Annotated in this window: 8 protein-coding genes; 2 read left to right on the top strand and 6 right to left on the bottom strand. The window is 55.4% G+C overall.

The features are described from left to right. The 4 genes from QVO51_RS06695 to QVO51_RS06680 all read right to left on the bottom strand — a co-directional run. The coding region (locus QVO51_RS06695) for a hypothetical protein (RefSeq protein WP_288167953.1) at positions 1-461 on the bottom strand (461 nt) is incomplete at its 3' end. Positions 462-688: 227 nt separating this feature from the next. Then, complete coding sequence (locus tag QVO51_RS06690; RefSeq protein WP_022357752.1) at positions 689-1336, bottom strand: M23 family metallopeptidase; 648 nt, start codon at positions 1334-1336, stop codon at positions 689-691. Further along, complete coding sequence (locus QVO51_RS06685) at positions 1333-2037, bottom strand: phage holin family protein (protein ID WP_022357751.1); 705 nt, start codon at positions 2035-2037, stop codon at positions 1333-1335. Before QVO51_RS06685 ends, QVO51_RS06690 begins: the two co-directional genes overlap by 4 nt. 140 nt (positions 2038-2177) lie before the next feature. Beyond that, entirely contained in the window at positions 2178-2621 is a 444-nt protein-coding gene (locus QVO51_RS06680; protein ID WP_022357750.1) for a YaiI/YqxD family protein, read from the bottom strand. A 142-nt stretch (positions 2622-2763) separates the two neighbouring features. Here QVO51_RS06680 and QVO51_RS06675 point away from each other — a divergent pair, with 142 nt between their 5' ends. Then, positions 2764-3336 (top strand): class I SAM-dependent methyltransferase, encoded by a 573-nt coding sequence (locus QVO51_RS06675; protein ID WP_022357749.1) that lies wholly within the window; start codon positions 2764-2766, stop codon positions 3334-3336. A gap of 374 nt (positions 3337-3710) precedes the next feature. Here the strand turns inward: QVO51_RS06675 and spoIIID are convergent, their stop codons facing one another. Continuing rightward, positions 3711-3980, bottom strand: a complete 270-nt coding sequence (gene spoIIID, locus QVO51_RS06670; RefSeq protein ID WP_022357748.1) for a sporulation transcriptional regulator SpoIIID — start codon at positions 3978-3980, stop codon at positions 3711-3713. 152 nt (positions 3981-4132) lie between these two features. Here spoIIID and QVO51_RS06665 point away from each other — a divergent pair, with 152 nt between their 5' ends. Continuing rightward, complete coding sequence (locus QVO51_RS06665) at positions 4133-4381, top strand: hypothetical protein (protein WP_022357747.1); 249 nt, start codon at positions 4133-4135, stop codon at positions 4379-4381. Between the two features lie 21 nt (positions 4382-4402). Here QVO51_RS06665 and QVO51_RS06660 read toward each other — a convergent pair. Next, positions 4403-5008 (bottom strand): PH domain-containing protein (locus QVO51_RS06660; protein WP_288167952.1); only part of this gene is annotated, 606 nt, incomplete at its 5' end.

Here is a 5008-nt window from a genome sequence, read left to right as displayed (position 1 = left end):
GGCTGAACCGGTTCCGGTGCAGGCGCAGCTTTTTGCTTGACAGGCGGTTTGTATGCAGTGAATACAGGCTGAACCTCCTTTTCCGGTGCTGCCGGTGCCCTGGGGGGTACCGGAGCAGGCGGGGGAGATGCCACAGATGTACGTGCAGGTGCAGGAGGCGGTGTAGGCGCAGAACTGATCGGCCCCATGGGTGCGGCCCCCATGCCGCCATGCTTTTGCATCTTCTTTTCTTCCTTGAGCTGCCGTTCAAACTCCTTGTTGCTTTCTTTGATCAGCTTTTTTGCCAGAACCATCTTGCACTTTTCGCAGGTGATATCTACAATATCCTGCATGGGTGCGCCGCTTACAAATTTTCCGATGTTGTCAGGCTTTGTCAGATTGATACCGCAGCCGGTTTTCTTTCCGTTCTCTGTTCCGTGGACAACGCCCCCGTTGATTGCGTTGATGAGAAAAATTTGCATGGTAATCCTCCTAAGCATGGTGTTGCACTTTAAATTATACAGTATTTTAAACAAAAAAGCAAGCCCCCCTACAGAAAAAATCGAAAAATCCATACAAAAAAATGAGGGCATTTTTGTCGGATGTCCGGAGCAGAATATAGCAAAGGAGGGATCCCATGCTGCCGCACAGAGATTCCTCCTGCAATATGGCTTCGGGCAACACCGTACACAGATCGTGCGGCACAGCCTTAGATGCGTGTCAGATCTGCTGCATGCATAGCGGCAGTGACCTGCCCGCCAATGCCGATCACAATCCGGTCGCCGGAGATCTGCTGAACCTGATACACCGTCCGGTACACGAATGCCGCCAGCTTTTTGCCCTTGTAATCCGTTGCGCCCTGCCGGACACGAACCCGATCCCCCACGGAGAGGGAAAGCTGCTGCGTCTGTTCCTCCAGGGTCTGCATCCTGGACACATAGCCGTCGTCATAGGTGCCGATCACGTTGGGAATGCCGGAGATCCGGTTGATGTCCCGGTGCTGACCCTTGATGCCTCCCATGCGCATACAGTAATGCAGGTGGCTGCCGGTGGATCTGCCTGTGCTGCCCTCTATGCCAATGGGGTCAGTGATCCGCACCGTGTCCCCTGTTTTTACCAGCAGGCTGGACAGATGCCCGAAGTAGTAGACCTCCTGGGTGCCGGTGCGCCGGATCTTCACATATTGACCAAAGCCCTGCCGGTGATTGAAGCAGTTCTCCCAACCGGCGTACAGCACCACCCCGTTGACGGTGCTGTGGATGGATTTGCTGTCCACCCCCACCAAATCCAGCCCATCGTGAGCGACGCCCTTATAGAGCTGTGAAATGCGGAATCTCCCCATATAGGGACTGTTCATCGTTTCTCATCCTTTCCTTTTTCGGTTTTCAGCTGCACCAGCACGGTGCGGAGCTTTTCCGGCAGGGGCAGTCCCATGCGACCGGCGTTTTCCAGAATGCTGAGCCCTTCGTTGGCAAGATAAAAGCCGATCACCGCATTGCGCAGCAGCCCCTGGGCATGCAGCAACTGGGTGTCCAGCAGATGCCCCATGCCCACCATAGCAAGGATCAGCATTTTTCGCAGCAGTCCCCGGAATCCTACGGCACTGGATACCCGCCGGGCACAGACTGCAGCCAGAAGCCCGGTAGCGTAATCCATCAGAACAAATGCCAGCAGAGTCAGCAGCAGCCCGTCCGGACTGCCGAATAAAAAGCTGCCGGCAGCCAGTGCCACTGCGCATAGGGTTTGCCATGCTTTTTCCACGCTTCCCCTCCTTTCTCCCTCAATCATACAGCGCATTCCAGGGAAACTTGTACGGCTGCATACAAGTGTGCAGAAAAAAAGCCTGCTCCGGATTCCCCGGAGCAAGCCTATAGCCGCCGCTGCTTCCTCCTCCGTGCAGCCTTCCTCCAGCCGCCGGAGAATGGGGTACAGGGTGGATTCGGAAATATCCACATAGGGTTTGATATCCTTGATGACCTGATATCCATAAGAATCCTCGTTTTTGATAGTCGCCAGTACACACACGTCCAGCAGTCCTCGTTTCAGTTGAATGTCCATACCTCTTTATATTACACATAGTATTGCGGTCAAGAGGTATCTGCAAAAAATGCGGCAGGAGATCTCCATGCCGCAAAATTCGTCAGCAGATGCTGCGCAAAGCCCGCCTGTCGGCTTTGCGCGGTGTTGCCTTAACGTGCTTATTCAGTTGTCACTACCCGGAGTCGCTGCTCCAGTGCCTGGCAGAACGCCTGATCCTGGGCGAGGGTTCGCTTGGGGGCGCCCCGGAGCCTGCCTCCCTGCCGCCGGATGCGTTTGGCGGTGTGCCGGGTTTCCAGCAGCCCGTCAATGTTCTCGTCGGTGTACCAGCCTCCGTCCTGGTGCAGCACACATGCCTGCCGGGCAAGGCACATGGCAGCCAGCCCGTAGTCCTGGGTGATGACCAGATCGCCCGGATGCAGGAGGTTCACCAGCCGGAAGTCCACACTGTCCGCCCCGGTGGAAACCGTAATGGTGTTCGCATACTCATCCCGGAACACATGGGCGCTGTCACACAGAATGGTGCATGGCACCCCATACTGCCGTGCAAGCCGGATGGTTTGTCCAACCACCGGACATCCGTCTGCATCTATGTAAATATGCATAAAAAGTCCCCCTTTGCATTCAGTATAGCATCCGGCACACCGACTGTCAACGCTTTCCTTGACAGATTCGCCGGATGGGGATACAATAGAGACAACACCGCACAGAGCACGCCTGGAAAAAACAAGAGAGGAACGAACTGTAATGGACTTGAAATCCTTCAGCGCACTGGAGTGGGCGCATAAATTTATCCGGGAGCATGTGAAGCCCGGGGATCTGTGTATTGACGCCACCGCCGGCAGGGGGCATGACACCGCCCTGCTGTGCGGCTTGGTGGGGGAGACGGGGCATGTGACCGCCTTTGACATTCAGTCGGACGCCATCGCCAGTACCAATGCCCGGCTGGCGGAGCTGGGGTATACAGACCGTGCCACGGTGATCCAGGGGAGTCATAGCACCATGGGGGAGTATGCCCAGCCCGGAACCATTTCCTGCATCACCTTTAATTTTGGTTGGCTGCCGGGTGGAGATCACAACATTTTTACCCATGCGGATACCAGCATCGCCGCCATCGGGCAGGGACTGGAGCTGCTGCGGGAGGACGGGATCATGAGCCTTTGCATCTATTACGGCAGGGAGACCGGCTTCGCAGAACGGGGCGCTCTGCTGGCGTATCTGCGCACCATTGACAGCAAACAGTACACCGTTATGATCTGTGAATTTGCCAACCGGAGCAACTGTCCTCCCATCCCGGTGCTGATCTGGAAGGGAAAATGAGTTTTGAGGCTGCCGTCCAATAACTTCCGTGTAGCATTCTCCGGGTTTTTGCATACACTATCAACAGCGGCGGACCCTTTCAGCAAAAGACAGTGGCGGCTTGTCCGGCAGGCTGCTCTCGGGATGCTGTTTTCGTTGGCTGTCTGCCGGAATGCCGCTTGAGATAGAGGTTACCCGGGGAACCACAAAATGCGCACATGATCTTGCTGTCATGTGCGCATTTGCTTTGACAGCGCTATACAAGCCTGTCTTAGATCGTGTTGACACGAAGCCTAACAACGCAGCTTTTCGGCAAAATTTCCCGCATCCTGCGTTAAAAGTCTTCGTAAAATTTCTGCTCGAAGATCTGCATATCATCTTAGTGGCAGCACTCCCTAATACTTATGTTTTTGCTGTTCCAGCTTTGCATATTTCTCTTTTGTTGCCAATCCGCCCCGGATGTGTCGTTCCTGTTTGTTAAGCTCCAGTATTTCTTTCACAAGCGGGTAAAGCTGGGGCTGAATTTTCGGAAGACGCTCGCTGACATCTTTATGAACAGTTGATTTTGAAATTCCGAATTGCTTTGCAGCGGCCCGCACAGTGGCCTTGTGTTCCAGGATGTACTCGCCCAGGATAATTGCCCGGTCGTTCGGCTGTCCTTTCATGACCTCACTCCCATCGTGCTATGGTCTGATGGCTCACGCCCGCTTTGCGTCAGCATCCGTTTGATATATATGCACGGGAAGGGTGCGGTATTACGGCAGCATTGACGGGTCAGAAAAAGTGTGCTATGATGATACCGGAAGGGAGGAGGAGTATGGAACGGAAACGGAATCAGTTTGATTTGCCCGGGATCTATTATTTCCAGGCAGGCAATACCTATACCGGCAGCAAGGGAAAGCTGCGGTTCCGCATCGATGTGGACGACCAGATTCACGTTGCCTGCTGGCGCACGCCCCTGTGCTTTGAGCTTTCGGAAATGGAGGGCAGGGCGGAATTTCCTCTGACGGAGGAGGGCTACAACGGGCTGATCGCCTGGCTGGATGCGGAATACGCCGCTACATAATACCAAAAGCACCGCTTCGGATCATGCTTCCGGAGCGGTGTTTTCTGTTTGTCTGTGTATGCCGCATTCCGGCAGCTCATCCGGCAGGCTCAGTCCCAGCTGGGCATACAGCTGTTCCACGTCCTGTATCCGGAATCCCAGCAGGGGATGTCCGTGGGGGATGCTGCCGTAAAAATACAGGTGCAGGTCGCATTTGCGGTACCAGCGCTGGAAAGGGGATACCCGGATCTGGATCTTGGCAAGGGCGCTCCGGTCTGCCAGCAGGGTGTGGAATCGGAATCCCCGGCAGTAACGGACGCAGAGCAGATTGCCCTGTACGGTGATGCCGGTGGTGCGCCAGGCTGCGGTTTTGACCACCAGCATCCACAGCATGGGGATCTCCAGCATGAGCATGCCGAAGGAAATGAAATCCGAAAACTGGGGCAGCAGGTTTTGCAGCAGCCGGGAGACGATGGGAATCACTGCGGCGGCAATGCCCGGGGCGTACAGATAGGTCATCATGCCGTTGTTCGGGGCACGGAACTGATTCTTTTTCGGGAACGCCTGGGGGTAAAAGGAGCTGACTGCCTCCTGGATCTTCTGACGGGGAATCATGGGCACCATGACCGGCAGCTCCCGCCGGGCGTT

It is taken from the genome of Ruminococcus sp. CAG:379, from assembly GCF_000434255.1.
Taxonomy (GTDB): Bacteria; Bacillota; Clostridia; order Oscillospirales; family Ruminococcaceae; genus Ruminococcus_F; species Ruminococcus_F champanellensis.
This window is presented reverse-complemented; position numbering and strand designations above follow the sequence as displayed.